Annotated in this window: 19 protein-coding genes; 10 read left to right on the forward strand and 9 right to left on the reverse strand. The window is 75.2% G+C overall.

Going from position 1 to position 24,806, the window contains the following annotated elements; genetic code table 11:
* The first annotated feature begins 67 nt into the window (after window positions 1–67).
* The 3 genes from ACFP1Z_RS16010 to ACFP1Z_RS16020 are packed head-to-tail and all read left to right on the forward strand — an operon-like array spanning window position 68 to window position 3,956.
* Window positions 68–2,422 carry an ABC transporter ATP-binding protein/permease gene (locus ACFP1Z_RS16010; protein ID WP_390316987.1) on the forward strand — a complete coding sequence of 785 codons (2,355 nt, stop codon included), beginning with the start codon at window positions 68–70 and terminating at the stop codon, window positions 2,420–2,422.
* Window positions 2,423–2,439: 17 nt separating this feature from the next.
* Window positions 2,440–2,967: a hypothetical protein gene (locus ACFP1Z_RS16015; protein ID WP_390316988.1), complete on the forward strand. Its 528-nt coding sequence runs from the start codon at window positions 2,440–2,442 to the stop codon at window positions 2,965–2,967.
* Complete coding sequence (locus tag ACFP1Z_RS16020) at window positions 2,964–3,956, forward strand: serine/threonine-protein kinase (protein WP_390316989.1); 993 nt, start codon at window positions 2,964–2,966, stop codon at window positions 3,954–3,956. Before ACFP1Z_RS16015 ends, ACFP1Z_RS16020 begins: the two co-directional genes overlap by 4 nt.
* A gap of 5 nt (window positions 3,957–3,961) precedes the next feature.
* Here ACFP1Z_RS16020 and ACFP1Z_RS16025 read toward each other — a convergent pair whose 3' ends face one another.
* Window positions 3,962–5,272, reverse strand: coding sequence for a streptophobe family protein (locus ACFP1Z_RS16025; protein ID WP_390316991.1), 1,311 nt, complete (start codon window positions 5,270–5,272; stop codon window positions 3,962–3,964).
* A gap of 250 nt (window positions 5,273–5,522) precedes the next feature.
* On the opposite strand from ACFP1Z_RS16025, the gene ACFP1Z_RS16030 reads away from it, so the two are divergent.
* The 4 genes from ACFP1Z_RS16030 (at window position 5,523) to ACFP1Z_RS16045 (ending at window position 11,170) form a co-directional block, all read left to right on the forward strand.
* Window positions 5,523–6,680, forward strand: coding sequence for a DUF6777 domain-containing protein (locus tag ACFP1Z_RS16030; RefSeq protein WP_390316993.1), 1,158 nt, complete (start codon window positions 5,523–5,525; stop codon window positions 6,678–6,680).
* Window positions 6,681–7,040: 360 nt separating this feature from the next.
* Entirely contained in the window at window positions 7,041–8,420 is a 1,380-nt protein-coding gene (locus ACFP1Z_RS16035) for a family 2B encapsulin nanocompartment shell protein (RefSeq protein WP_390316994.1), read from the forward strand.
* Window positions 8,407–9,822, forward strand: a complete 1,416-nt coding sequence (locus tag ACFP1Z_RS16040) for a SufS family cysteine desulfurase (RefSeq protein WP_390316996.1) — start codon at window positions 8,407–8,409, stop codon at window positions 9,820–9,822. Before ACFP1Z_RS16035 ends, ACFP1Z_RS16040 begins: the two co-directional genes overlap by 14 nt.
* A 328-nt stretch (window positions 9,823–10,150) precedes the next feature.
* Window positions 10,151–11,170 carry a hypothetical protein gene (locus ACFP1Z_RS16045; protein WP_390316997.1) on the forward strand — a complete coding sequence of 340 codons (1,020 nt, stop codon included), beginning with the start codon at window positions 10,151–10,153 and terminating at the stop codon, window positions 11,168–11,170.
* A gap of 58 nt (window positions 11,171–11,228) precedes the next feature.
* On the opposite strand, the gene ACFP1Z_RS16050 is transcribed toward ACFP1Z_RS16045, so the two are convergent.
* Window positions 11,229–12,170 carry an MBL fold metallo-hydrolase gene (locus tag ACFP1Z_RS16050; protein WP_390316998.1) on the reverse strand — a complete coding sequence of 314 codons (942 nt, stop codon included), beginning with the start codon at window positions 12,168–12,170 and terminating at the stop codon, window positions 11,229–11,231.
* A gap of 239 nt (window positions 12,171–12,409) precedes the next feature.
* Here ACFP1Z_RS16050 and ACFP1Z_RS16055 point away from each other — a divergent pair, with 239 nt between their 5' ends.
* The 3 genes from ACFP1Z_RS16055 to ACFP1Z_RS16065 all read left to right on the forward strand — a co-directional run bounded on the left by ACFP1Z_RS16055 (window position 12,410) and on the right by ACFP1Z_RS16065 (window position 17,137).
* Window positions 12,410–12,544, forward strand: coding sequence for a hypothetical protein (locus ACFP1Z_RS16055; protein ID WP_390317000.1), 135 nt, complete (start codon window positions 12,410–12,412; stop codon window positions 12,542–12,544).
* A gap of 94 nt (window positions 12,545–12,638) precedes the next feature.
* Window positions 12,639–15,803: a lantibiotic dehydratase gene (locus ACFP1Z_RS16060; protein WP_390317001.1), complete on the forward strand. Its 3,165-nt coding sequence runs from the start codon at window positions 12,639–12,641 to the stop codon at window positions 15,801–15,803.
* Entirely contained in the window at window positions 15,800–17,137 is a 1,338-nt protein-coding gene (locus ACFP1Z_RS16065) for a lanthionine synthetase C family protein (protein ID WP_390317002.1), read from the forward strand. Before ACFP1Z_RS16060 ends, ACFP1Z_RS16065 begins: the two co-directional genes overlap by 4 nt.
* 28 nt (window positions 17,138–17,165) lie before the next feature.
* Here the strand turns inward: ACFP1Z_RS16065 and ACFP1Z_RS16070 are convergent, their stop codons facing one another.
* The 7 genes from ACFP1Z_RS16070 to ACFP1Z_RS16100 all read right to left on the reverse strand — a co-directional run bounded on the left by ACFP1Z_RS16070 (window position 17,166) and on the right by ACFP1Z_RS16100 (window position 24,777).
* Entirely contained in the window at window positions 17,166–18,263 is a 1,098-nt protein-coding gene (locus ACFP1Z_RS16070; protein WP_390317003.1) for a PP2C family protein-serine/threonine phosphatase, read from the reverse strand.
* Between the two features lie 81 nt (window positions 18,264–18,344).
* Window positions 18,345–18,476 (reverse strand): hypothetical protein, encoded by a 132-nt coding sequence (locus ACFP1Z_RS16075; RefSeq protein WP_390317004.1) that lies wholly within the window; start codon window positions 18,474–18,476, stop codon window positions 18,345–18,347.
* Window positions 18,477–18,544: 68 nt separating this feature from the next.
* Window positions 18,545–20,380 carry a carbamoyltransferase family protein gene (locus ACFP1Z_RS16080; protein ID WP_390317006.1) on the reverse strand — a complete coding sequence of 612 codons (1,836 nt, stop codon included), beginning with the start codon at window positions 20,378–20,380 and terminating at the stop codon, window positions 18,545–18,547.
* A 164-nt stretch (window positions 20,381–20,544) separates the two neighbouring features.
* A complete protein-coding gene (locus ACFP1Z_RS16085) occupies window positions 20,545–21,477 on the reverse strand; it encodes an SGNH/GDSL hydrolase family protein (protein WP_390317007.1) in 933 nt (310 codons plus the stop codon).
* Between the two features lie 68 nt (window positions 21,478–21,545).
* Window positions 21,546–22,484, reverse strand: coding sequence for an NAD(P)/FAD-dependent oxidoreductase (locus ACFP1Z_RS16090; protein WP_390317008.1), 939 nt, complete (start codon window positions 22,482–22,484; stop codon window positions 21,546–21,548).
* On the reverse strand, window positions 22,481–23,800 hold the full coding sequence (locus ACFP1Z_RS16095; protein WP_390317009.1) for an MFS transporter: 1,320 nt from the start codon (window positions 23,798–23,800) through the stop codon (window positions 22,481–22,483). Before ACFP1Z_RS16095 ends, ACFP1Z_RS16090 begins: the two co-directional genes overlap by 4 nt.
* Before the next feature lie 89 nt (window positions 23,801–23,889).
* Window positions 23,890–24,777 (reverse strand): phytanoyl-CoA dioxygenase family protein, encoded by an 888-nt coding sequence (locus ACFP1Z_RS16100; protein WP_390317010.1) that lies wholly within the window; start codon window positions 24,775–24,777, stop codon window positions 23,890–23,892.
* Window positions 24,778–24,806 lie beyond the last annotated feature (29 nt).

The following is a 24,806-nucleotide window of genomic DNA, read 5'->3' on the forward strand; positions in this document are numbered from 1 at the left end:
CGCCCGCGTGCTCCCGTGCGCCCGCCGCCGGAAGGCGGAGGCCCGGGGCCCGCCGTAAACTACACCCATGGGAGAGCGGCCGGTCGCGCCCTGCGCGCCCGAGCTCGTCGTCGAGTCCGACGGCGGCTCGCAGACGATGAGTCCGGGCCGGATCTACCAGGTCGGGCGCGACCCATCGAGCGACATCGTGCTGCCCGACCCCCGGGTCTCCTGGCGGCACGCCGTACTGCGGGCTGTCGCCGGGCACTGGTCGCTGGAGGACGCCGGCAGCACCAACGGCACCTTCCTCGACGGCCGCCGGGTCACCGTGTGCGACGTCGGGCCGGGCGCCGTCATCCGCTTCGGCAACCCCGACGACGGGCCGGCCCTCGCGCTCACCGGCGCGCCCGGCGGCGGCGCGCCCAGCGCCGTCTCCCGCCCCGCCGCCACCGGCACCTTCCGCCGGCCCTCCGCCGTGCACCCGCTGCCCGGCCGGACGGTGCGCATCGGCCGCGGCGCCGACAACGACCTGACCGTCGACGACCTCGTCGTCTCCCGCCGCCACGCCGAACTGCGCGCCCTGCCCGACGGCGGCCACGAGATCGTCGACCTCGGCAGCCACAACGGCACCTACGTCAACGGCCATCCCGTGCGGCGGGCCCCCGTCGTCCCCGGCGACATCATCGGCATCGGGCACTCCGCGTTCGTCCTCGTCGGCGACCGGCTCCAGGAGTACGTGGACACCGGCGAGGTCTCCCTCGACGTGCAGGACCTCTCGGTCACCGTGCCCGTCCGCGGCGGCGGACCGGGCGAGCGGCGGGCCCTCCTCGACGACATCTCCTTCCCCGTCGGCGCCAAGTGCCTGCTGGCCGTCGTCGGACCGAGCGGCTCCGGCAAGTCGACCCTCCTCGGCGCCCTGACCGGACTGCGCCCCGCCGACCGCGGCACGGTCCTGTACGACGGCCGCGACCTGTACCGCGACTACGCCGAACTGCGGGCCCGCATCGGGCTCGTCCCGCAGGACGACATCCTGCACACCCAGCTCAGCGTGCGCCGCGCCCTGTGCTACGCCGCGGAACTGCGCTTCCCCCGCGACACCGGCAGGCAGGAGCGCCTCGCCCGCGTCGAGGAGGTCATCGCCGAACTCGCCCTGCGGCAGCGCGCCGAGCAGCCCATCCACAGCCTCTCCGGCGGCCAGCGCAAACGCGTCAGCGTCGCCCTGGAACTCCTCACCAAACCCTCGCTGCTCTTCCTCGACGAGCCCACCTCCGGCCTCGACCCCGGCATGGACCGCTCGGTGATGACCATGCTGCGCGGCCTCGCCGACGGCGGCCGCACCGTGGTCGTCGTCACCCACAGCGTGCTCAGCCTCGACCTGTGCGACCGGCTGCTGGTCCTCGCCCCCGGCGGCCGCACCGCCTACTACGGGCCGCCCGGGGAGACCCTGCGGTTCTTCGGCTTCGCCCAATGGCCCGAGGCCTTCGAGGCGTTCGAGAACGACCGGGAGCGCGACTGGGCCGCCCGCTACCGCGCCTCCCCGCAGTACGAGCGTTACATCGCCGCCGCCACCGTCCAGCCCCACCCCCACCGGGCCCGGCCCCCGCCCCCCGCCCCCGCGCCGCCGAGGGCCACCGGCTGGGGCGCCCAACTGAGCACCCTGGTCCGCAGATACACGGCCGCCCTGACCGCCGACCGCACCTTCCTCGTCATCATGGTCGCCCTCCCCTTCGTCATGGGCGCGATGACCCGGGCCCTGGCCGGCAGCCGGCTGACCGCCGAGACCGCCGTCAACGCCCTGCTGATCCTGTGCGTCGGCGCGGTCCTGACCGGCGCCGCCAACGCCGTGCGCGAACTGGTCAAGGAACGCGCCATCTACCGGCGCGAGCGCGCGGTCGGCCTGTCCAGATCCGCCTACGTCACCTCCAAGGTGGTCGTCCTCGGCACGATCACCGTCGTGCAGGCCGTCGTGCTGACCCTCGTCGGCCTCCTCGGCGTGCGCACCGGCGCCCCCGGCGGCCGCGGCGTGCTCTTCGCGCCCCTGGCGGAGCTCACCCTGGCCGTGGCCCTGCTCGCCTTCACCGCCATGATGCTGGGCCTGCTCGTCTCGGCCCTCGTGCGCAAGGAGGAGGTCACCATGCCGCTGCTGGTGCTCCTCGCCATCGTCCAGGTCGTCTTCTGCGGCGCCCTGCTCAAGCTCCACGGCGTGCCCGGACTGGAGCAGCTGGCCTGGCTGGTGCCCGCGCGCTGGGCCCTGGGCGCCATGGCCGGCACCGTCGACCTCGCCCGCACCGTGCCCGGCGGCCTGACCGCCGACCCGCTCTTCCGCCACGCCACCGGCACCTGGCTGCTCGACCTGGGCATGCTGGTGGCGCTGTCCGCCGTGCTCGGCCTCGCCGTCGTGCGCCTGCTGCGCCGTCACGAGCCCGCCGTCATGCGGAACTAGCCGCACCGGGAGTCCGCATGGCCACCGCAGCGCACCCCCCGTACCCCACCGGGCCGCCCCCCTTCGCCCCGACCCACGTCGTGCCCCCGCACGGCCTGCCGAGCTGGACCGCCCCGGACGGCCTGGTGCCCGCCGAGCCGCTGGACGCGCTGCTGCCCGTCACCCTGCGCCGCAGGAGCGGCGACTGGGGCGAGGTCGAGTGCGCCAACGGCTGGACCACGTGGGTCGACGCCCGGCTGCTCGTCCCCCTGCCGCAGGCCCCGCCCGCCGCCGGCCAGGAGGCCGAACGGACCGCCGACGCGCGCGAGTTGCTCGCCCGCGTCGAACGCACCCTGGGGCACTACCGGCGCGCCGTGGAGGACCTGGCCTCCGGCCGCCTCGACGGTGAGACCTTCCGCGGCCGCACCCGGGGCCTGCGGATCGGCGCCGTCGTCGACGGCGACGCGCTGTGGCTCTACGATGCCGACGCCGACCGCTGGTGCTACTGCGACGGCACCGCCCTGACCGTCCTGGCCGCGACGTCACCGCCCGGCGGCGCGCCATGACGTCCTCCGGCGAACGGCCCGCCGCCCGCCCCGGCGAACTGCTCGGGCGGCGCATCGCCGGCTACCGCGTGGAGAGCGAGATCGGCCGCGGCGGCATGGCCGTCGTCTACCGTGCGCGTGACCTGCGCCTGGGCCGGGTCGTCGCCCTCAAGCTGCTCGCGCCCGAACTCGCCCGCAACGACACCTTCCGCCGCCGCTTCGACCACGAGTCACGGACGGCCGCCGCCCTCGACCACCCGCACATCGTCCCGGTCTTCGAGGCCGGCGAGGCCGACGGCCTGCTCTACATCGCCATGCGCTACGTGCCCGGCCAGGACCTGCGCGCCCTGCTCGACCGCGAGGGCCGCCTGCCGTTCGAGGTGGCCTGCCGCATCGCCGCCCAGACCGCCTCCGCCCTGGACGCCGCCCACGCGCACGACCTGGTGCACCGCGACGTCAAGCCCGGCAACGTCCTGATCGCCGAGGGCACCGACGCCGACCGGCCCGAGCACGTCTACCTCACCGACTTCGGGCTGACGAAGAAGTCGCTGTCGCTGACCGGGTTCACCAGCGTCGGCCAGTTCGTCGGCACCCTCGACTACGTCGCCCCCGAACAGATCTCCGGCAAGCCCGTCGACGGCCGCTGCGACGTCTACAGCCTGGGGTGCGTGGTCTTCGAAATGCTCACCGGCACCCCGCCGTTCCGCCGCGACGACGACATGGCCCTGCTGTGGGCGCACCAGTACGAGCCGCCGCCCCGGCTCGGCGAACGCGTCCCCGGACTGCCCGCGGCCGCCGACGAGGTGCTCGCGAAGGCACTCGCCAAGGCGCCCGAGGACCGCTACGAGCGCTGCACGCAGTTCGTCGCCGCGCTGCGCCGCGCCGGCGGGGCACAGCCCCCGGGGCCGGCGCCCGCCGCTCCGCCGGCCCGGCGGAGCGGCCGCCCCACGGCCCCGCCCCCGCCGCCCGACTGGGCCGCCCCCGTCCTCCCGCCGTCGCGCCGCCGCTGACCGCCTCAGCCGGGCACCTTGGGCTCCGGCAGCTGTGCCACGTCCCCGCGCCGCCGCACCCGCACGGCGAGCAGCGAGCCGGCGAACCCCGCGACCAGCCCCCACACCAGGCCGACGCCCACCAGCGGCAGCAGCCGCGCGCTCAGCCGCACCTCGCCGCCGAAGCCGCCCAGATCGCCGATGCCCAGCAGCGACAGGCCGAAGCGGGCCTCGATACGGGTGAGCAGCCCGATGACGAGCAGGGTCAGCGCGAGGGCCACCGCGAGACGCAGCGCGTGCTGCCACGGGCGGGTCCCGGCGGGGGAGCGCACGGCCGCGAGGAAGCCGGCCGCGAGCAGGGCGAGCGCGGCGAGCACCACCAGCAGCCAGGCCCGCCCGTCGTGCTGGGCCAGCGAGGAGACGGTGACCGCCGGGGCGGAGCCGTCGTTCTCCCGCAGGACCGCCGCCAGCGCCTCGGGCATCGGCAGCCCGATCGAGCGCGGCGCCTGCCCCTCCCAGGCCCCGCCCAGGCCCACGCCCAAGGCGATCCACGCGAGGTTGGGCAGCCCCAGCAGCAGCACGGCCGCCGTGCGCCCGGGCTCCTCGTGGCCGACGGCGACGACCAGGCCCACGACCAGCCCCAGCGCCACGTACCCCAGCAGCAGCACGACCGACGCGAAGGCGACGGGCCGCACCACGTCCTGGAAGCGCAGCAGCCGCGAGGGCAGCGCGGTCCTGCGGGAGCAGGCGGTGGCGACGGCCAGCAGCACCAGCAGCCACAGCAGGCCGACCCCGAGCGTCGACGCGGTCGCCGCGCGGAAGCCCACCGTGGGAGTGCTGCCCAGCGCCTCGCCGATCCCGTTGAGGACCTGGTCGCCCAGGTCGAGGCGGAAGGAGTGGCGGGCGGCGGAGGAGACCAGCAGCAGGGCGAGCAGCCACAGCAGGGCCGTCCGCACGACGCGGCCGGCCAGTTCCGCGCCGCCGGCCACCGCGCGGTGGCGCAGCGGGAGCAGGAAGACCACGGCGGTCGCCAGCGCCCCGGACAGCGTCACCGACAGCGGGACCACGCCCACTTCGCCGCCCGTACGGCCCAGGACGCCCGCCCCGCCGGTGACCTCCAGGGTCCCGCCGACGGCCGCGACCATCGCGGCCGCGACGACAGGGACGAACGACCCGCCGGGCAGCTCGCCCGCCCCGGCGGCCCACAGACCGAGCGCGGCGCACACGGCCATCGCGGCCAGCCCGGCGAGCACCGCGGCGAGCGCGTCCCACCAAAGGCGCACGGACAACAGCGCGGCCCGGTGCGCGGCGGGCGCGGCCCTGGGTGGCTCGGTCACGCTGTCTCCGGACTTTTCGGTAATAGTCAACACACCAGCTATTTCTTCATGAAAGTCCGGACGGGCGGTGTAGGTCCGGGGACGGCGTGTCCCCCTCGGTGTCCCCTCCGCGTCCCCCTCCGAACCCGCAGTCGGGCGGCAGGCCCGGGCTTGCGGGCTTCGCCCACCGCCCGACAATGGGGGCAAGGGGCGGGCGAACGGGACAGACCCCGCAACGGTGGGGCGTGACTTCCTCCGCAGGAGCAGTGCCGTGACATCCGAACCGCCGTCAGAACAAGGCCCCACCGGCCCACCCTCCGGGCCGCTCGCCGGGCACGGCGGCGGCCCGTCGTCCGGAGCACCCGAACCCACCCGGCCCGACTGGCCGTCCACCCCGCCGGGCGCACCCGCCGCCCCGGGCGGCCCCGGCCGCCCGGGTGGTACCGGGGAGCCCTCCGGACCGCCGCCGGGCGAGCCGCCCGGCGGCGGGCAGGGGCGCTGGTGGAGCTCCGCGCCCCGCGTCGCGCTGCTGCTCGGCGCCCTCGTCGCGGCCGCCGCGCTGACGATCTTCTTCCTCCGCCAGAGCGGCGCCGGCGCGGGCGAGGTCTATCTGCAGCCCGCCACGGCCGACGGCCAGGACCCCTTCACCCGGTCCACCGCCCAGGGCTACAGCGCCTCCGCCGCGCAGGCGGCCCCCGGCACCCCGCCGAGCCCCGGCGCCGGCCGCACGGTCCCCGGCTCCACGCCCGGCCTGTACGGGGGCAGCTACTCCGCGCCGTCCTGCGACGTCGAGCGCCAGATCGGCTATCTGACCGCCGACGGGTCCAAGGCGAACGCCTTCGCGGGCGCGCTGGGCATCGAACCGGCACAGATCCCCGGGTACGTACGGGCGCTGACGTCCGTACAGCTGCGCCTGGACACCCGGGTGACCGACCACGGCTTCAAGGACGGCGCGGCCACGGGCTTCCAGGCCGTGCTGCAGAAGGGCACGGCCGTGCTGGTCGACGACCGGGGCATGCCCCGGGTGCGGTGCGCGTGCGGCGACCCGCTCGGCCCGCCCTCCCCGGCGAACGGCACCCCCAAGGCCAGGGGAGGCGGCTGGGACTCCTACCGCTGGGAGAACACGGTGGCCGTCACCCCGGCGGACGCGCCCCTGACGGCCCTCACGCTCTACGACCCCACCAGCGGGCGGTGGTTCGAGCGCCCGGCCGGCGGCACCGGTGACACCGACCGGGCGGTCTCCCGCCCGGGCACGGGCAGTTCGCAGAGCTCCGCGCCGGGCACTCCGCCCCCGAACACCTCGCCCTCCACCGGCGGCGGTTACAGCACACCGCCCGCCTCGTCCCCGAGTGCCCCGCCCGCGACGCCCGTCACGCCCACGCCGCCGACGGCACCGCCGCCCCCGGCCTACGGTCCCGCGCACCGCTGAGGCACCCCGCCCCACAGGAAACCCAGGCGCATCTTCAAGGCATATGCGGCCGACTGACCGCCCTGCCCGGCGACCGCAGACGATCGGATCTGGTCGATTGCGGTGGAGGAGAGCCGTGGCACGGAGGCCGGCCGGGCCCGGACGCGGACGGCCGTACCCGGCCATCGCCGCTGGTCGGACTCCGGCATGCCGGAGATGGTCCGGGTCTGTACGAAACTGTGGGGTCCATCAGCCGTTTACTTCAAGCCTGTTGCAGAATTATGGCGCCTTGTGAAGCGTCCCCGGCGACATCACGATCAACCTCGTTTCCGCGCGCGCCGGCAGTCGGCCGTGCCGCGCGCCGCCTTCGAGGAGGTATCCGTGAACGACAGGCTCAGTCTCGCCCCGGACGCCGCACGGCAGCTCGCGACGACCACCAAGACCACCCCGCAGATGCGCGGCATTACCCCCCGCTACCTGCTGCGCGCCCTGCCCTGGGTGGACGTGGACTCCGGTGTCTACCGCGTCAACCGCCGCCGCAGCTTCGTCCTCGGCGACGACCGGATCAGCTCCTACGAGGACGCCGGCACCCACCACGTCGTCCCCGAGGACCTCCGGGAGATACCGTTCCTGCGCGACGCAGGCGAGGACCTGCTGCGCGAACTGGCCGCCGCCTTCGAGGAGGTGACCTTCGCGTCCGGGCAGGAGCTCGTCGCCGAGGGCGCCCCCGCCGGGAAGCTGTGGGTGCTCGTCCAGGGCCGCGCCGAGAAGCGCGCCACGGGCCGCTTCGGCGAGGACGCCCTGCTGGAGGTCATCGGCGACGGCCAGTTCTTCGACCTGGGCGCCTGGTCCTGCGGCCAGGCACTGCCCTACCGGGTCCAGGCCCTGACGCCCGGCATCGCCCTGTGCGCCGAACGCGCGGCGCTGGCCCGCCTCGCCGACCGCGACGAGGCCCTGCGCGCCGCGCTGGCCGCGTACACCACCGGCGGGCCCGCCGCCCCCGGCAGCGAGGTGCCCGTCGACCTGTCCGCCGGCCACACCGGCGAACCCGACCTCCCGGGCACCTTCGTCGACTACGAGGACACGCCCCGCGAGTACCACATGACGCTCGCCCAGACCGTGCTGCGCGTGCACTCCCGTGTCGCCGATCTGTACAACGAGCCCATCGACCAGACCCGGGCCCAGGCCAACCTCACCGTCCAGGCGCTGCGCGAACGCCAGGAGCGGGCCATGCTCAACCACCCCGAGTACGGCCTGTTCCACAACGTCGCCCCCGGCCAGCGGGTGCAGACCCGCACCGGCGCGCCCACCCCCGACGACCTCGACGAACTGCTGACCAAGGTGTGGAAGCAGCCGGCCTTCTTCCTCGCCCACCCCAGGGCCATCGCCGCGTTCGGCCGGGAATGTACCCGCCGGGGCGTGCCCCCGGTCATCGACACCGGCTACGGCAGCCCGCTGCTGACCTGGCGCGGCGTCCCGCTGCTGCCCTCCGACAAGGTGCGCCTGACCGGCCCCGGCGGCGGCACCACCGAGATCCTGCTGATGCGCGTCGGCGAGGCCGAGCAGGGCGTGGTCGGCCTGCGCCCCGCGAAGGTGCCCGACGAGATCGAACCGGGCCTGTCCATGCGGAACATGGGCATGGACCAAAAGGGCATCACCTCGTACCTGATGACGGCGTACTTCAACGCCGCGGTGCTCGTCGAGGACGCCATCGCCGTGCTCCAGAACGTCGAGGTCTCCCGCTACCATGACTACTCCTGAGCCCTTCCGGTGGCCCGGCGGCGTGGAGGCCGTGGCGGGCACCGCACCGCCCCAGGGCGCGGGCACCCCCCAGAGCGCGGCCCCGGCGCAGCCGGTGCTGCCCCCGGCGGAGGCGCTGCTGCGGGGCACGGCCCTCCCGCCCGCGCCGGCCGCCGCGCCCGCCCCGGGCGCGGCGCGCGGCCCCGGCTTCGCCCCGGAGGCGGCCCGGCAGGACGTGCCGATCCTGCACCGCCCCGTCAACGGACGCCCGCTGGTCTGGCTCGACAACGGCGCCACCACCCAGAAGCCGCGCCAGGTCATCGAGACACTCGCCGCCTTCTACGCCACCGCCAACTCCAACATCCACCGCGGCGCCCACACCCTGGCCCGCGAGGCCACCGACATGTACGAGGCGGGACGCGCCGCCGTCGCCGCGTTCCTCGGCGCCGAGTCCCCCGGGACCGTCGTCTTCACCCGGGGCACCACCGAGGCCATCAACCTCGTCGCCCAGACCTGGGGGCGCGCCGACCTCGGGCCGGGCGACGAGATCCTGGTCTCCACCCTGGAGCACCACTCCAACATCGTGCCCTGGCAGATGCTCGCCAAGGAGCGCAGGGCCCGGCTCGTGCCGATCCCGCTGCGCGACGACGGCGGTATCGACCAGCGCGCCTTCGCGGACCTGCTCTCCTGCCGGACCCGGCTCGTCGCCCTCAGCCACGCCTCGAACGTGCTGGGCACCGTGCCACCGGTGGCGGAGATGACCGCGCTCGCGCACCGCTACGGGGCCAAGGTGCTCATCGACGGGGCCCAGGCGGTCGCCCACTTCCCCGTCGACGTCCAGGAGTTGGGCTGCGACTTCTACACCTTCTCCGGGCACAAGCTCTACGGGCCGACGGGCATCGGCGCCCTGTACGGCACACCCGAGGCGCTCGCCGCCATGCCGCCGTGGCAGGGCGGCGGCAACATGATCGACTCGGTCGGCTTCGACCGCGTCACCTTCGCGCCCGTACCGCACTGCTTCGAGGCCGGCACCGGCGACATCTCCGGCGTCGTGGGGCTCAAGGCGGCCATCGACTGGCTGACCTCCTTCGACCGGCAGGCCGTCGCCGCCCACGAGAGCGCGCTGCTGCACTACGCCCAGCAGCAGCTCGCGACCGTCCCCGGCCTGGAGATCCTCGGCAGCGCCCCGGAGAAGATCGCCGTACTGACCTTCACCCTCGCCGGCCACGACCCGGCCGAGGTCGCCGGATGGCTCGACCGCCAGGGCATCGCCGTACGCGCCGGACACCACTGCGCCCAGCCCTCGCTGCGGCACTACGGCCTCGACAGCGCCGCCCGGGCCTCCCTCGCCCTCTACAACACGTCCGAGGAGGTGGACCAACTCGTCGCCGCCCTGCGCCAACTGACGGAGCGCGGGGACTGATCAGCGGGTCGGCTTGATGCGGCCACCGCCCGGCCGGGCATGCTCGCCCTGTACGGCCGACTGACGCACCGTCGGCCCGAGGAGGACGGAGCGCCCCATGGACCGACCGTGCCGTCCCGCAGGACGGCCTCCTTCGGACCCGGCCGGGCGGCGGCCTGCCGCACGGTCAACCCACCGCAGGACCACGGGATTTCACCGGATCCACACGCGCCGGAGGAACCTCCGGCGCGGACGGCGAATCTTCGACGTCGGAACGTCCGCGCGTACGCACAACCCGAGGACAGGGGGCGGCATGACACCCAGAGTCACCCAGCGGAGGTTGCCGGGCATGAGGAACACCGTCATCGCGACCGCGGTGGTGCTCTCGACGGCGCTGGCACCCACCGCCGGCCCCGCGACGGCGGCCACCGGCGCACCGGGCACCCGCTCGGACCCCTCCTGCGGCGCCGACAACGCGGCGGCGCGGACGGCCGGCGACCCCGCACCCCCGGCGTCCGCCCCCGTGGGCGACGCCGCCGAGACCATCTCCTACAGCCTCCCCGCGCAGCTGCCCATCGGCATGTGGTCGCCCTCCGGCCTCACCCTGCGCACCCCCGCCGCCAAGGGAACCGTCCGTCTGGACGTGACCAGCAGCGGCTTCGGCACCGACTCGCTGGCCGTCCAGCGCTACGACACCACCACCCGCAAGTGGGTCGACCTGAGCACCTCCCCGGGCCGGGGCAGCCGCCCCGAGCACGGCGCCTTCACCTTCCCCCTCACCGCCGACGCGAGCGGCGCCCGCCCCTACACCGTGGCGCTGCGGATGCAGGACCTCGACCGGCCCGGGAAGGTCACCGTCACCGCCTCCGTCGACGACGGCAAGGGCCACACCTACCGGGCCCCGGCCCGTACCTCCACCGCGACCCGGCCCGAGGCCGCCGTCACCGGCTGGAAGCCGCACGCCGCGCTCAGGCGCGGCGGCCCCGCCGGCGAGTTCGCCCTCACCGTGAGGAACACCACCGACCGGGCCTATCCGGCCCTGCGCGCCGCGTACTTCGCCTACGGCGAGGGCAAGGGCCACTCCCTGGCCCCCAAGGACCTGATCCTCCAGCAGTACGTGCCCGGCAAGGGCTGGCAGCGCCTGCCGCTGGCGGCCGGGGGCTGCGACCCCGGCCTGAGCGCCACGCTGCGCCCCGCCGCCCCCGGACCCCTCGCCCCCGGGGCCGCGGCCGCCTACCGGCTGCGCCTCGCCGTCGCCGCCTCCGCGCCCCGCGACGTCAGGAGCGCGGAGGCAGGGGTCTCGGTGAGCAACGGCGAGCAGTCCTTCTTCTCCCAGCAACTGCCCTTCACCCTCCAGAACGCCAAGTAGCCGCGCGCAAGGGGGGACGGCGCCACCGCTGTCCCCCCTGTGCACGGGCCGCGCGGCCCTACACCGGCACCGGGCCGTCCTGCGTACGCGCGAAGGGAGCCCAGCGGGCGAGCGCGAACCTGCCGCCCTCGCGCCGCACTTCGGCGCCTCCGTGGCCCGGCAGATGGCCGGGGAAGACCAGCGCCCCGGTGTCCGCGGCCTCCGCCAGGATCCGCCGCCGCGAGCGGATCGCCTGCTCCTGGTCCTCGCTCAGACAGGTGTCGCAGTCCGGTTCCGCGATCTGCAGCGGACTGTGCACCAGATCGCCGATGAACAGGGCGCGGTCGGTGCCCGAGACCAGCCGGAGCACGGCCGAGCCGGGAGTGTGCCCGGGAGCGGGCTCCAGGGACAGACTGCCGTCGATGCGGTAGGAGTCCTCCCACAGCACGGCCTGGCCCGCCCGGTGCACGGGGGCGACACTGTCCGCGAACATGCCGCCCACGGCCTGTGCCACGGTCAGCTCTCCCATCCTTCCCTTCTGGACGTGCCCGTTGGCCGGGTTCCAGTAGTCGAAGTCGGCCTTCGCGATGAGATACACCGCGTTGGGGAACGTCGGCACCCACTCCCCGTCCACCAGACGGGTGTTCCAGCCCACGTGGTCGGCGTGCAGATGGGTGTTGACGACGACGTCCACGTCCTCGGGCCGCACCCCCGCGGCGGCCAGCCGGTCGAGGAAGCCGGTCCGCAGGTGCGACCAGACCGGCATGGCCGGCCGCTCCTTGTCGTTGCCGAGCCCGGTGTCGACCAGGACGGTCCGCCCCTCGCTGCGCAGTACCCACGTCTGCGCGTTGACCACCAGCTCGTCGGTGCGCGGGTCCCAGAAGTCCGGCACCAGCCAGGAGGCGTTCTCCTGCCACATCTGCCGGGTGCTGGTGGGAAAGACGGCGGAGGTGGGGGCGATCGGCGCGTGCCATTCCACGACGCGGGTCAGCTCCACTCCGCCCAAAGAGATCGTCTGCATGCCCCGAACGCTAGGCACCCGCGTGCACGTGGCCAATACGCGGGGGCGCCGCGGGCCCGCCGGGGCCGCGCCCTGCGGCCGAGAGCCGCGTGTCACGGCCGGTTGATCCTTCGTTGATCGGCCGTTGACCGCTTTTTCCTACAGTGCGGAGTGCCGGTCGCGCCTGGCCGTGGCCGGCACACCAACCCATCGGCGCGCCCCCCTTGCGCGGGGGCGGGACAACATGTGGAGGAGTTCCCATGGAGGACCTGTTCGACCTGGACGTCGAGGAGATCACCGTACCGCCCCTGGAGGAGACCGCGGCGGACCGCGCCGTCACCGTCCCCGTGACCATCGGCCGGGCCTGCAACCCGGAGACCGGCTGCATCTGCTGAGCCCTGTCCGGGGCACGGGTGGGGACGTGCGGCCCTCCCCGCGCCCCGGACGTATCAGACATACGGCGAAAAGGCGGGCGGCGAGAGGGTGTTGATGAGCGGGAGAGAGCAGGCGGCGGCCGACGGGGGACGGCACGGCGCCAACAGCTCACGGACACGGCCCGGTTCACCGCACCCACCCGCGTTCGGCTGCTCGGCGACCGTGCTGCTGCGGGCGGCCGTCCGCCCCGCCCGCCCTCTCACCGGCCCCGCCGAGGGGCCCCGCGCCCTCGCCGAGGCCGCCGGCGACCCCCTCCTGCGCGAAGCGGTCGCCCTGGCCAGCCCCTCCCTGGCCGCAGTGCTCGACAAGGCGGCCGCCGGAACACCCCTGTCGCCCAAGGAGATCCGCCGGGCCGCCCGCGCGCTGGCCGGCTACCGGCTGCGCATGAACGGCCGGGCCACCCCCTTCGGCCTCGTCGCGGGCGTCGCGGCCGCCGGCTTCGCCGCCGCCCCGGCCGCCCGCTGGGGCAGCGCGCACACCAAGCACGCCGGCCCGGACCTGGGCTGGCTCCACGGCGTCGTCGACGCCCTGGAGAGCGACCCCGCCGTCCTCGCGCTGCTGCGCGTCACCGCCAACGACCTGTGCACCGTCCGCGGCGACCGGCTCGTCCTGCCGTTCGTCCCCGACACCGTGAGCGACGCGTCCGGACAGCCCCTGCGCGAAGTGACCGTGCGGCACACCGAGGCCGTCCGGCAGGCGGTCGCGCTCTGCGCCCGCCCCGTCGCCTGGAACGCCCTGCGCGACCGGCTGCGCGAACTGCACCCCGCGGCATCCGCACGGACCGTCGAGGCGATGCTCACCGAACTCGTGCGCCGGGGCCTGCTCCTCACCGAACTGCGCCCCCCGCAGCACGCCGCCGACCCCCTCGCGCACATCCTCGGCCTGCTGACCCCGCACCAGGCCGCCCTGCCGCCCGCCACCGCCCGCACCGTGCGCGAACTGGGCGACATCCACGGCGCGTTGGCCGCCTACGCGCAGCTCCCGCCGGGCGCGGGCCCGGCCCGGCTGGACGCCCTGCGCACCCGGATGCGCGCGCTGAACCCCGCCGAGGCCCCCGTACGCGTGGACCTCGCCCTCGACGCCCGGGTCACCCTGCCGCAGGCCCTGCGCGACGAGGCCGAGCGCGCGGCCGGACTCCTCGCCACCCTGTCCGCCGGCCGCCCCGGGCCGCACCACCTGCGCGCCTACCACACCCGCTTCCTGGAGCGGTACGGCACCGGCCGAGCCGTACCCCTGCGCGAACTCCTCGACCCCGAACGGGGACTGGGCCTGCCCGCCGGCTACGGACCCACCGCCCCCGCACCGCCCCGGGCGGGCGGCCCCACCGCCCGCGACCGGCTGCTGCTCGCCCGCGCCCAGGAGACCACCCTGGCCGGAGGGCGCGAACTCGCCCTCGACACCCGGCTGATGACGGCCCTGCGGGAGACCGCCGAGGAAACCGACGGACCGGACCCGGGAGCACCGCCCTCCTTCGACCTGCTGACCGAAGTACTGGCCGCGTCCGTCGAGGCCATGGCGGCAGGCGAGTTCACCCTCGTCGTGCGCGGCGTCTCCACCGTCGCCGGAGCCGTCGCGGGCCGCTTCGGACACCTACTGGGCCCGGCCGCCGAGGACTTCGCCCGCGCCGTACGCGCCACCCCCACCCGCAACCCCCGGGCCGTCCCCGCCCAACTCGCCTTCCGCACCCGCACCGGACGCGCCGCCAACGTCTCCGCCGTCCCCCGGTGGCTGGAGCACACCATCACCGTGGCCGCCTGGACCGACCGCACCGCGCCCCACACCCTGGACCTCGCCGACCTCTCCGTCGTCGCCGAACCCGGCCGCCTCGCCCTGGTGTCGCACCGCCTCGACCGGGAGATCGTGCCCGTCCTGCCCAGCATGCTCCTGCCCCACGGCAACATCCCCGCCCTCGCCCGCTTCCTCGCCGAGCTCCCGGCCGGCGGGGAAGCCGCCCCGCCCGGCTGGGACTGGGGCACGGCCGCCGCCCTGCCCCACCTGCCCCGCGTCCGCTCCGGCCGGACCGTCCTCGCCCCCGCCCGCTGGCGGCCCGCCGAACCCGCCCTGCACACCGCCCGCACCGAAGCAGCCGACTGGCGACGCCTGTTCGACGAATGGCGCGAGCGCTGCCGCGTCCCCGACCACGTCGTCTGCGCCGACGGCGACCACCGCATCCCCCTCGACCTGACCGACCCCGCGCAGCGCGAACTGCTGCGGCACGAGTGGCGCCGCCGCCCCACCGCCGTCCTCGAAGAGCAACTCGCCGACGGACCGCACGGCCGCGGCTGGTCCGGCGGCCGCCCCGCCGAGATCGCCTTCCCCCTCGTCCGCACCACCCCCGGCACCGCGCCGCCACCCGCCGTCCCCCGCGTCCACCGCCCGCGCCCGACCTACGGACCCGGCTCACCCTGGCTGCACGCCAAGCTGTACTGCGCCCCCGAACACCAGGACACCGTGCTCACCCGCGAGTTGCCCGCCCTCCTGGAGCACCTGCCGCCCGGCGTCGACCGCTGGTTCTACCTCCGCTACACCGACCCCGACCCCCACCTGCGCCTGCGCTTCCACAGCGGCCCGCACACCTTCGGCGGCCGACTCCTTCCCCGACTGGGCCGGTGGGCCGACCGCCTGGCCGAACGGGGACTGTGCGGCCGGCTGCTCGTCGACGGCTACACCCCCGAGTGGGAACGCTACGGCGGACCCGAGGCCATGGCCGCCGCCGAAGCCCTCTTCGAGGCCGACAGCCACTCCTGCCTCACCCAGCTCACCCTGCTGCGCACCGGCACCCTCGCCCTGGACCGAAGGCTCCTGACCGCCGCCGACCACCTCGACCTGCTCCACCGCTTCGGAGCCGGCCCGCGGACCACCGACGAACTCCTGCTCACCGGCCGGCCCGAACGCCACCGGCCACCCGCCGGACTGCGCGACGCCGCCCGCCGCCTCCTCGACCCCGGCGGCCACTGGCACGCCCTGGGCGAACTGCCCGGCGGCGCCGAACTGCTGGCCGCCTGGCAACGGCGCGCCCCCGCCGTCACCGCATACCGCGACCGGCTGCGCCTGCCCGGCGCCGCCGCCTGGACCAGCGGCACGACCGCCCTCGCGGCCCTGCTGCACCTGCACCACAACAGGCTCGCCGGCAGCGACCGGCGGGCCGAGGAAGAAGCACTCGCGCTCGCACGCACCGCCGTGCGGGCCCACCGCGACCGGGAGCGTGCCCACGCATGATCATTCGGCGGAGAGCGGCCGTACTCGCCACCGACCTCGCCCAGCGCCTCACCGACCCCCGCCAGGTCCGGGAATGGCTGCCCGACACCGACGCCTCCCGCCGCTACCCCGGGCAGGAACTCAGCCTCAGCGACGGCATGCCCGGCATCGCGCTGCTGCACCTGGAACGCGGCCGCGACGACGAACGCGCGCTGCGCACCGCCCACCACTGGCTCAGCGGCGCCGTCACCCGCGCCGCGCACCACACGGCCCGGGGCCTGCCCGGCCTCTACCGCGGCGTGCCCGCCCTGTCCTTCGCGCTCAGCCGCGCCGAACTCGCCACCGGACGGCCCGTCCCCGCGGCCCACCGCCTCGCCGGACACGTACGGACCGTGGCCCGCGCCCTCGCCGGGGGAGAACGATGCCGCGAGCCCGCGGCCGGCGAGTGCGCCACCATCGGCACCTACGACGTCGTCTCCGGGCTCGCCGGACTCGGCGCGCACCTCCTCGACGGCCGGCAGCACGGCATCGACGGCAGCGACGAGGCCCTCGCCGACGTCCTGACCGCCCTCACCCGGCTCACCGCCCCCGTCGAGCACAACGGCCGTACCCTGCCCGGCTGGTGGACCGCCCAGTACACCGCCGGCCACGCCCCGGCCACCGTCGAGACCGGCCACGCCAACGTCGGACTCGCGCACGGCGCCCCCGGCCCCCTCGCCCTGCTCGCCCTCGCCTGGCAGGACGGCGCCGCCGTCCCCGGACAGCGCGAGGCCATCGGCGCCCTCGCCGAGTGGCTCACCGGCATCCAGCGCGGCGGCCCGGACGGCACCTGGTGGCCGCGCACCATGGTCCTGGACCCCTGCGGCACCGTCGTCCCCGGCGAACGCGCCCCCGGCAGGCCCTCGTGGTGCTACGGCACGGCCGGCATCGCCCGCGCCCTGTACCTGGCCGGGCGCGCCCTCGACGTCCGCGCGTGGCGCGAGAGCGCCGTCGCCGCCTGGCACGGCGCGCTCGCCCGCGCCCGCCGCGACTACGACGGGCCCGAGACCCTGCGGCTGACGGACGCCGGACTGTGCCACGGCTGGGCCGGGGTGCTCCAGGCCACCTGGCGCATGGCCGACGACACCGGGGACCCCGCCCTGCGCGCGTACCTGCCGTGGCTCGCCGAACGCGTCCTCGACCTCGCCGACATCGACGAACCCTTCGGACTCGTGCCCCCGCGGCCCGTCGGCGGGCTCACCGGCGACCCGGCCGGATTCCTCACCGGCGCCGCCGGTGTCGCGCTCGCCCTGCACACCTTCGCCACCGACGCCGCCCCGGCCACCCGCTGGGACCGCGCCCTGCTGCTGGCCTGACCCGGGCGCCGGGACGCGCCGCCGGCCGTCAGTGCGCTTCCCGGCGCACGGCCAGCAGCGCCGCGTCGTCCGACAACTCCCCGCCCGCGTAGGACAGCAGATCCGCCACGATCCGGTCCACCAGCACACGCGGGGAGCCCACCTCCGGCATCCCGGCCAGCCGCTGCGCCAGAGGATAGAAGCGGCCCTGCTCGTCACGGGCCTCCGTCACGCCGTCGGTGTACAGCAACAGCAGATCGCCCGGCTCGAAGGCGAACGTCTCCCGGTGGTACGCCCCGCCCACCAACTCCAGCAGCGCCAGCGGCGGATCGGGCACCGGCGACTCCACCTCCAGGACCCGGCCCGAGCGCCACACCAGCGGCGGCAGATGACCGCAGTTGACCATCTCCGCCGGCTCCCCGGGCCCCGGCACCCCCACCAGCACCGCCGTCACGAACTCCTCACCCGGCCGCCGCCGGGCCATCGCCGCGTCCATCCGCCGCGCCACCGTCGCCAGATCCGGCTCGACCTGGGCGGCCTCCCGGAACGTCCCCAGCACGTCGGCCGCCGTCTCGATCGCCGCGAGCCCCTTGCCCCGCACGTCACCCACCAGCAGCCGGGCCCCGAACGGCGTCGCCAGCGCCTCGTACAGATCGCCGCCCACCCGGGCCTCGGCCGCCGCCGCCAGATACCGCACCGCCGTCCGCAGCCCGCACAGGCGCCCCGGCGGCGGCCGCAGCAGCGTGCTCTGCGCCGCCTCGGCCACCGAACGCGACTGCAGCAACTCGCGCTCCCGCGTCGCGACGAGCACCACGTTCGCGGTGCTCACACACGTGACGGCCAGCACCGTGAACCCCGCCGTCAGATGCACCGACATCGGCACCTTCCGGTCCGCCATCGCCAGCGGCGCCACCAGCACCAGCGCGCCCAGCCCCACCACGAGCGGCACCCGGGCCCGCCGGGTGCCGATGCTCGCCAGCACCGGCGCGGTGGCCAGCACCGGGGAGAACGTGAACTGGGGATTGCCCGACAGATCGATGACGACGGCGACGCCGAGCAGCAGATAGGCGGCCAGGACGAGCCGGCGCGCGAGGTGGGGGAGACGCGGCGCCTGCGGGGGCCCGTCCCGGCCTGGGGAATGCGTCATGGTGGTGATCCACGATAGGCACCGCGCCGGGCCCGCCGCCGCAACCGGGCCCAGGTGTCGCGAGCACGCCCTCGCGGGGGGCTACGGGGTGAAGTGCCAGTACGTCTCGTCCCGCGGGCGCCACCGCAGGGCCAGCGGGTCGCGCAAGCGGCGGCAGCGGCCCCACGGGGTGACCACCAGCCAGTAGACGGCGGTGAGCAGCAGTCGGCGCACGGGTGTGTGTCTCCTCGGTCGTCCTCGGTCCGGTCGTCCCTCGGTCCAGTCGTCCAGTCCAGTCGTCCTCAGTCCAGTGGGATCCGCTCGCGCCAGTCGCCCTCCTCGCGCCAGCGCGGCTGCTCGCTCTTGCGCAGCAGGAAACCACCGAGCGCGAGGAGATCGATGCCGGTGCGCATGAAGCACGCGTACGCCTCGCGGGGGGTGTTCACGATCGGCTCGCCCCGCACGTTGAACGAGGTGTTCACCAGCACCGGGCAGCCGGTGTGCTCCTTGAACGCGCGCAGCAGCCGCCGCAGATGGGGGTGGCGGCCGTCGACGGTCTGCACCCGGGCGGAGCCGTCGACATGCGTGACCGCGGGCACCGTCGAGCGGGCGTAGCGCAGCAGCTCCGGCCCGCGCAGCCCGGCCGGCACGGCCGGCGCGATCCGCCGCGCGGCCGCGACGCGGGCCACGAGGAGCATGTACGGGCTGTCCTGCCGCAGGTCGAAGAAGTCCTTGGCGTCCTCGGCGAGCACACAGGGCGCGAACGGGCGGAAGGACTCACGGAACTTCGTCCGCAGGTTCAGCCGCGAGCGCATGTCCGGATCGCGCGGATCGGCGAGGATCGAACGCGAGCCGAGCGCGCGCGGCCCGAACTCCATCCGGCCCTGGTACCAGCCGACGATGCGCCCCGCGGCCAGCTCCTCGGCCACCCGCCGCGCGAGCGCGCCCGGTTCGAGCCGCTCGTGGGGCAGACCCTCGCGCTCCAGGTACGCGCCGATCTCCCGATCCGGCCACGCGGGCCCCAGCAGGGCGCCGGCCATCGCGTCGCGCCCCTCGGCGACATGCGCGCGCGGCGCACCCCGCTCGTGGGCCAGCGCGAGCGCCGCCCCCAGCGCGCCGCCCGCGTCCCCGGCGGCGGGCTGCACCCACAGCGCGCCGCCCGGCGGCAGGTCCTCGCTGATGCGCCCGTTGGCCACACAGTTGAGCGCCACCCCGCCAGCCAGGCACAGCCGGCTCTCACCGGTCAGCCGGCGCGCGGTGCGCGCGAGCGCCACCATGACCTCCTCGGTCACCTGCTGCACCGACGCCGCCAGGTCGAACTCCCGCTCCGTCAGCGGGCCTTCGGGCTCACGGCGCGGGCCGCCGAAGAGCTCCTCGAAGCCGGGCCCGGTCATCGTGCGGCCCCGCAGGAACTCGAACCAGCGCAGATCCAGCCGGAAGCTGCCGTCCGGCTTGACGTCGATCAGCCGCTCGCGGATCAGGTCCGCGAACCGGGGCCTGCCGTAGGGGGCGAGTCCCATCAGCTTGTACTCGCCCGAGTCGACCCGAAAGCCGCAGAAGTGGGTGAACGCCGAGTACAGCAGCCCCAGCGAGTGCGGGAAACGCAGCTCGGCCAGCTGCGTGAGCCGGGTGCCCCGGCCGTGCCAGACCGTGGTCGTCGCCCACTCGCCGACGCCGTCCACGCACAGCACCGCCGCCGACTCGTGGGGGCCGGCGAAGAACGCCGACGCCGCGTGCGACTCGTGGTGCCGGCGGGCCACGACCGGCGGCACCGGCCCCCCGAAGGCGGCGGCGAGCTCCTCGCGCACGACGCGGGTGGCGTCCCGCTTCCAGGACCGCCACGCCGAGAAGCCCTCCCGGAACGCGGCCAGGCCGTGCGGGGCGGCACCCGCCCACGCCGCCCGCACCCGCTCGTACTTCAGCTCCGGGTCCTCGTAGTAGGCGACCGCCGCGACGTCCGCGAGCGGGACTCCCGCCGTGCGCAGCACCGCCTCGACGGCCTGCCCGGGGAAGCCGGGGTCGTGGCGGCGTCGGCTGAACCGCTCCTGCTGCGCCGCCGCGAGCGGGACCCCGTCGGCCACCAGCGCGGCGGCGCTGTCGTGGTAGAAGGCCGACAGGCCCAGGATCACGTCGGCCATCAGAACATCGGGTAGATGGACGCGTCGTCGGCCGGCTGCGGGCGTGCGCCGGGACGCCGCCGGCGCAGCAGCCGGGCCACAAGGCGGCGCAGCAGTGTCATGACCACTCCTTCACCGGAGTTCGCCGGACTTCACCGGACGGACGAATAGACGGACAGCGGCGGTCACTTGAGGTCCAGGTGCGCGGCCAGCAGCCGGGCGACGGCGTCGTAGCCGGTGTCCACGCAGTGGACCCGGTCGACGAACAGCCAGTCGCCCGGCGCGGCCGCCTCCCCCAGGAGCGGGTTCACATCGAGGAAGGGCACGCCCAGCGCGGCACAGCCCTCGCGCAGGGCCGCCGCGTAGGCGCGGCCCACCTCCATGGCGGCGATGTCGTGGTGCAGCCGCCGCCAGTTGGAGACCTCGTCCAGCTCCTCGAACAGCGCCTTCTCCTGCGCGGCCGGCTCCTCGCGCACCCAGGGCGCGAGCGGCTGCAGCGCGAACGCCAGCCGGGCACCGAGGGCCTGGGCCAGCAACTGCCAGCCCCGCAGATGGCGCACGGTCAACTCGGTGGCGCGGGCGATGCGTTCGGCGGGACCGGGCACCGTGGCGGCGTCCGGCGCGGGGCCGCACTCGAAGAACGCGCCGTGCCGCCCCTGCTGGGACCGCGGCAGCCGGCTGAGCACGAGGTTGTTCACGCCGGAGAGGAGCACGATGTCCTCCACCTCGGGCACCAGATGCTGGAAGAGGGTCAGCAGCATCAGCTCCTGGACCGAATTCAGGCTCTGCCCCGCGAAGTTGAGCCAGGGGCGCCCGGGCGCGTGCGCGGTGCCCAGCCGGGAGGGGACCGTGGCCCGGTCGCCGCTCGCGCCCACGCCGAACACCGCCGAGCTGCCCGCGAGCAGCCGCACCGGTCCCGGCGGCCGCTCGCCCGCCACGGTGGCCGCACCGCCGGCCGCGTACGAGACGCGGAAACCGCACGCGTCGGTGGTGTACACAGGGGTGCGTTCGTCGCCGTACTGGAAGAAGCCGATGTAGGGCTGGTCCTCCAGGACGAAGGTGTAGTGCGCCATCTGCGGCGTCAGTTCGGCGCGTGGTGACTTCAGCGGTGACTTCATGACGGCGGCTCTCCCTCGCGTTCTCCTCGGTCTTGCCCTGCCGGTCCGCTGCCCGCCGGCCGGGCCCTTCAGTGCGCGGCGGGCGGCAGGTCGAACAGGGCGCCCGGCCGGTCCTCGCGCACGAGATCGGCGTTGACCGACATCGCCGCGAGCCCCCCGCTGGCCGCGGCCATGGCGGCCTGCTGCATGGTGCGGCCCAGGTCGCCCGCCACGTACAGGCGGGGCAGCGAGGTACGGCCGCGCTCGTCGGTCTGCACCGAGGCCAGGTCCTCGGCCGTGAGCCACGGGCGCAGCGGAGCGACGCGCGGCTCGGTCTCCAGGTGCAGGAACAGCGCCGTCAGGGCGAGCGAACGGCCGTCGCCGAGCTTGACCTCCACACCGTCGGGGTGTGCGGCGACACCGAGCACCGCGTCCGCGACGACGGGCACCCCGGCCGCGTCGAGCCGGCCGCGCTCCTCCTCCGGCAGCCGCCGGCCGTCGCTCAGATACGTGATCGACGACGTCCACGCCGTGAGCGTCGCCGCCAGGCACTCGCCGGGCACCGAGCCGCCGTACACCCCGAACGAGCCGCCGCGCACCTCGTAGGCGTGACAGTAGGGGCACTCGAAGACGCCCTTGCCCCACAGCTCGGCGAGTCCCGGCACCTCCGGCAGCCGCGAGCGCACCCCCGCCGCGTAGATCACCGTCCGGCTCGTCAGCGTGCCCGCCCCGCGCGTCGTGGTCACGATCCGCTCGCCCTCGGGCGCCACCCGCGTCACCTCGTCGTCGAGGAACTCCACCGTGTAGCGGGAGAGTTCGGCGCGGGCGCGGGCCCGGTAGTCGGCGATCGTCACCCCGTCGTTGGTGACGACGTTGTGCATGACGCCCGCCGCCATGTTCCGCGCGTCCCCGGAGTCGACCAGCGCGACGCGCCGGCAGGAACGGCCCAGGTACAGGGCCGCGCCCAGCCCCGCCGGGCCGCCGCCGACGATCACCGTGTCGTACACCTCGCGCGCTTCCGCGGTCATGGTCCCGTTCCTTCCGTCGTGGGGGTGTCGGTGCTGCTGCCGAGATCCTTCGCACTGCGCGGTCCGCGGGGGACGTCCGGACGTTCCGCCGCGAGCGCTCCCTCGCGCAGCGGCGCGAGCAGGGCGACCGCGCCGGCGGCCAGGACGCCGCCCAGGGAGACGAAGACGGTGGTGACCGAGGTCGTACGGGCCAGCAGCCCGCCGAGTGCCGCGCCGATCGGCATCGTTCCCCACGAGCACAGCCGCGACACGCTCATCACCCGGCCCTGCAACTCCGGCGGCGCGAAACGCTGACGCAGCGACAGCACGGGGATGTTCCAGCTCATCATGAACACCCCGTTGCAGAAGATCGCGGCCCCCGCGCTCACCACGTCGCGCGCCAGCCCGAGCCCCACGTACGCCGCCCCCGACAGCACCAGCGACCACTGCGCCTGCACCAGCGTCGGCAGCCTGCGGGCCAGCCGGGGCGCGAGCCACGTCCCGGTGATCGAACCGAGCGAACCCACCGTCAGCAGCAGCCCGTAGCCGGTCGCGCGCAGCCCGAGGGAGCGGTAGGCGAGCAGCACGAGCATCGAGAACGTCGCCGAGTACACCAGCCCGTACAGGGCGCTGGCGGCCAGGGTGCGGGTGAGCACGGCCCGGGTCAGCACGAACGCGACGCCGGCGCGCAGGTCCTGCCACATCGAGGCGTGCGCCGGCCGCCGCGCGCCCCGCGCGCCGCGCGCGGTGGCCAGCCCCAGCAGCAGCACGGCGGCGGCCGCGTACAGCGCGCCGCCCGTGGCCAGCGCGAGGGTCGCGCCGACGCCCACGAGCAGCCCGGCCAGGGGCGGGCCGGCCATCTCGTTGAGGATGACCTGCGGGGCGAACAGCCGTCCGTTGGCGAGCTCCAGATGCTCCTCGGACACGATCTCCGGGAGCATCGCGGGTGCCACCGTCTCCGCCACCGTCTCGGCCACGCCCAGCACGAACGCCAACGCGTACAGCACGGGAAGCGAGGTGCCGGCCGCGAACACGGCGACGGCGGCCGACAGTGCCGCCGCGCGCACCACATTGCTGTACAGCAGCAGCCGGCGGCGCTCGTAGCGGTCCGCCAGCACTCCGGCGGGCAGCGCGAACAGCAGCCACGGCAGCATGTTGACCGCCGTGAGCCCGGCCACGACCAGCGGCTGCGGATGGCCCGCCACCACGAGCAGCGGCAGCAGGGTGCGGGTCACCCCGTCCCCGGCGTTGGACGCCACCGACGACGTCCACAGCCGGCGGAACCGGCGGCCGAGGACCGGGGAACGGCGCGCGCGACGCGGGTCTGCCTCGGTCAAGGAACCTCACTCATGAGCTGCTCATGCGGCTGCCACGCCCCCTCGCGTCCGCGTGCCGTCACGGCCGGCCACGGCCGTGCGCGCCGCGCTCACGACCAACTCGCCAGCCCCAGAAGCCTCTCGCCCAGCGGCGTCAGCTCCGCGCGCCCGTACAGTTCGCGTTCCCTCTTGCGGGTGCTGCCCTCGTGCTCGTGCGGCGGGATCCGGTCCCGCCAGAAGCGCACCCGGTGCTCGCGCAGCGCGGTGTCCTCCTCCAGGGCGGGCGCCATCGAGATGTACTGTGCCATACGCACCCGGTCCGCGGAGCGGTTCGGACGCACTCCGTGCGGCAGCAGGCTGTTGAAGATGATGAGGTCGCCCGGGCCGACGGGCACGGTGACGACCTCGTGGCCGGTGATGTCGGGGGTCATCGGGTCGCGGCCGTCGGGCTGCGCCGCCAGCCAGGCGTCGAACTTCTCGAAGATGCCCGGGACGCACTGGAATCCGCCGATCTCCTCGTCGCCCTCGCTGAGCGAGAGCACGCCCTGGCAGCTGATGGGCAGCGGGCGGCGCGAGGTGTCCACGTCCCAGTGCACGAAGCCGGTGAACTCCCGGTTGCCGCGATTGGGCGGATTGACGTTGGCGAAGTCGATGACGACCCACAGGGCGGTGGTGTCCCAGATGTCGACGAAAGCGTCGTAGACCCGCTCGCACTGCCGGTTGTCCCACATCGCCTGATGGTTGTAGATCTCCACCAATCCGCTGTGCCCGGGCAGCCGTTGGTTGCCGGCGCGCCCGGTGTACCAGGTGCCGGGGTCGTCGGGCACCATGTCCTCGAACTCCCACAGGGCCCGCGTCAGCCGGGCCACGTTGTCCGCCGGCACCGCCCGGCGCACCACGACGTAGCCGCGCGTGATCCAGTGCTCCCAGTCCTCGGGCGAGAGTACCCGCAGGGGGAGTCGCTTGCGGATGTCCCTGAGCTGGGTCCGTTCCGCCATCGTCCGTGCCGCTCCTTCGTTCCGTCCCG

The organism is Streptomyces gamaensis, assembly GCF_042656465.1.
Classification (GTDB): Bacteria; Actinomycetota; Actinomycetes; order Streptomycetales; family Streptomycetaceae; genus Streptomyces; species Streptomyces gamaensis.

Excerpts from the sequence above, each read along its gene's own strand:
- ACFP1Z_RS16010 (WP_390316987.1), top strand. The coding sequence starts at position 68 with ATGGGAGAGCGGCCGGTCGCGCCCTGCGCGCCCGAGCTCGTCGTCGAG.
- ACFP1Z_RS16015 (WP_390316988.1), top strand. The coding sequence starts at position 2,440 with ATGGCCACCGCAGCGCACCCCCCGTACCCCACCGGGCCGCCCCCCTTC.
- ACFP1Z_RS16020 (WP_390316989.1), top strand. The coding sequence starts at position 2,964 with ATGACGTCCTCCGGCGAACGGCCCGCCGCCCGCCCCGGCGAACTGCTC.
- ACFP1Z_RS16040 (WP_390316996.1), top strand. The coding sequence starts at position 8,407 with ATGACTACTCCTGAGCCCTTCCGGTGGCCCGGCGGCGTGGAGGCCGTG.
- ACFP1Z_RS16045 (WP_390316997.1), top strand. The coding sequence starts at position 10,151 with ATGAGGAACACCGTCATCGCGACCGCGGTGGTGCTCTCGACGGCGCTG.
- ACFP1Z_RS16050 (WP_390316998.1), bottom strand. The coding sequence starts at position 12,170 with ATGCAGACGATCTCTTTGGGCGGAGTGGAGCTGACCCGCGTCGTGGAA.
- ACFP1Z_RS16055 (WP_390317000.1), top strand. The coding sequence starts at position 12,410 with ATGGAGGACCTGTTCGACCTGGACGTCGAGGAGATCACCGTACCGCCC.
- ACFP1Z_RS16060 (WP_390317001.1), top strand. The coding sequence starts at position 12,639 with ATGAGCGGGAGAGAGCAGGCGGCGGCCGACGGGGGACGGCACGGCGCC.
- ACFP1Z_RS16065 (WP_390317002.1), top strand. The coding sequence starts at position 15,800 with ATGATCATTCGGCGGAGAGCGGCCGTACTCGCCACCGACCTCGCCCAG.
- ACFP1Z_RS16070 (WP_390317003.1), bottom strand. The coding sequence starts at position 18,263 with ATGACGCATTCCCCAGGCCGGGACGGGCCCCCGCAGGCGCCGCGTCTC.
- ACFP1Z_RS16080 (WP_390317006.1), bottom strand. The coding sequence starts at position 20,380 with ATGGCCGACGTGATCCTGGGCCTGTCGGCCTTCTACCACGACAGCGCC.
- ACFP1Z_RS16085 (WP_390317007.1), bottom strand. The coding sequence starts at position 21,477 with ATGAAGTCACCGCTGAAGTCACCACGCGCCGAACTGACGCCGCAGATG.
- ACFP1Z_RS16090 (WP_390317008.1), bottom strand. The coding sequence starts at position 22,484 with ATGACCGCGGAAGCGCGCGAGGTGTACGACACGGTGATCGTCGGCGGC.
- ACFP1Z_RS16100 (WP_390317010.1), bottom strand. The coding sequence starts at position 24,777 with ATGGCGGAACGGACCCAGCTCAGGGACATCCGCAAGCGACTCCCCCTG.